Genomic DNA, 1,748 nt, shown 5'->3' on the forward strand with positions numbered 1-1,748 from the left:
TGCGTGTCTCGGTGCTCAACATCGAGGCGGCGCGCGCGCAGTACCAGATCACGCGCGCCGAACTGCTGCCGACGCTCGGCGGCACCGGTACGGGGTCGATCGAGCGGCTGCCGGCCGGTATATCGACCACCGGCGCTCCGCTGATTACGCGCGACTACAACGTCGGCTTGTCGGCGTCGTGGGAGCTGGACCTGTTCGGCCGAATCCAGAGCCTGAAGGATCAGGCGCTGGCGCAATATCTGTCGACGGCACAGGCCCGCAAGGCGCAGGAAATCTCGCTCGTCTCGCAGGTGGCGGATCAGTATCTGACGCTGCAATCGACCGACGACCTGCTGAAGGTCACGGAAGACACGCTGAAGAACGCGCAATCGTCGTACAACCTGACGAAGCTGCAGTTCGACAACGGCACCGGCTCGGAGCTGGATCTGCGCCAGGCGCAGACGGTGGTCGAGCAGGCGCTGGCCAATCAGCAGGCGCAAGCCCGGGCACGCGCGCAAGCCGTGAACGCGCTGGTGCTGCTGGTCGGCGAGCCGCTGCCCGACGATCTGCCGGCCGGTTTGCCGCTGAACAACCAGAACCTGCTGACGGATATTCCGGCCGGCTTGCCGTCGGATCTGCTGACGCGCCGCCCCGACATCATGGAGGCCGAGCAGACGCTGCGCGCGGCCAACGCGAACATCGGCGCGGCCCGTGCGGCGTTCTTCCCGAAGATCTCGCTGACGGCCGCGTTCGGCACCGCGAGCCCGACGCTGGGCGGCCTGTTCAAGGCCGGCACGGCGGCGTGGTCGTTCGCGCCGAACATCGCGCTGCCGATTTTCGAGGGCGGCTCGAACATCGCGAACCTCGATCTGGCGCATGTGGAAAAGCGCATCGAGATTGCGAACTACGAGAAGGCGATCCAGTCGGCGTTCAGCGAAGTGTCGAACGGCCTGGCGGCGCGCGGCACCTACGATCAGCAGATCGCGGCGCTGGCACGCAACGAAGAGGCGCAGCAGCGCCGTTACGACCTGTCCGACCTGCGCTACCGCAACGGGGTGGATAGTTATCTGACGGTGCTGACGGCGCAAACCGACCTGTACACGGCGCAAACCACGCTGATCTCGGCACGCCTCGCGCGCTGGACCAACCTGGTGGACCTGTACCGCGCGCTGGGCGGCGGCTGGATCGAGCAGACCGGCGATCAGCCGCGCGAAGCCGATGCGCCGGTGGATTACAGCAAGCAGGTGGCGCCGGCTGCGGCGGCCTCGCAAGCCAAGGCGGGCTGACCCCGGTACGGGCGGCGGCATGGATTGCCGCCCGCGCCTCACGCACACCCCGGAAGCCCTCGCGGTTTCCGGGGTGTCGTTTTTTGTCGAACCGGAATGCGTCGTGCCCGTCATGCCGCGCTCGATGGCGAAGCGTCACCGACCTGTCAGCGGGCGACATCGATCCGGCCTCGTTACCCCCTGCGCCGATTCCGTCCTATCGCATTGTCGCAATTCTTCTAGATGCGAACCGGCGCTTCCGCTTGAATAACGTTCCGAATCAGGCAATTTGATCGAGGCACGCCGCGGCTGCGGCGCAGGTAAGTCTTTTGACGACGGACGTCGGGAAAATCATGTTCAACTATTCCACCAGCACCATCGAAGCGGTCGATCCGGACCTCTGGCAAGCCATCCAGCACGAAAACCAGCGCCAGGAAGATCACATCGAGCTGATCGCTTCCGAGAACTACACCAGCCCGGCCGTGATGGCTGCGCAAGGTTCGC

1 protein-coding gene and 1 pseudogene are annotated in these 1,748 nt (G+C 65.6%); both read left to right on the forward strand.

The window, feature by feature from the left end; genetic code table 11:
• Positions 1-1,265: efflux transporter outer membrane subunit (locus ACYP33_RS09745; RefSeq protein WP_459621293.1), on the forward strand; the 1,265-nt coding region annotated here is incomplete at its 5' end.
• 332 nt (positions 1,266-1,597) lie between these two features.
• Positions 1,598-1,748: pseudogene (gene glyA / locus ACYP33_RS09750) on the forward strand (serine hydroxymethyltransferase); the annotation flags it as partial.

The organism is Burkholderia sp. 3C (assembly GCF_054589155.1).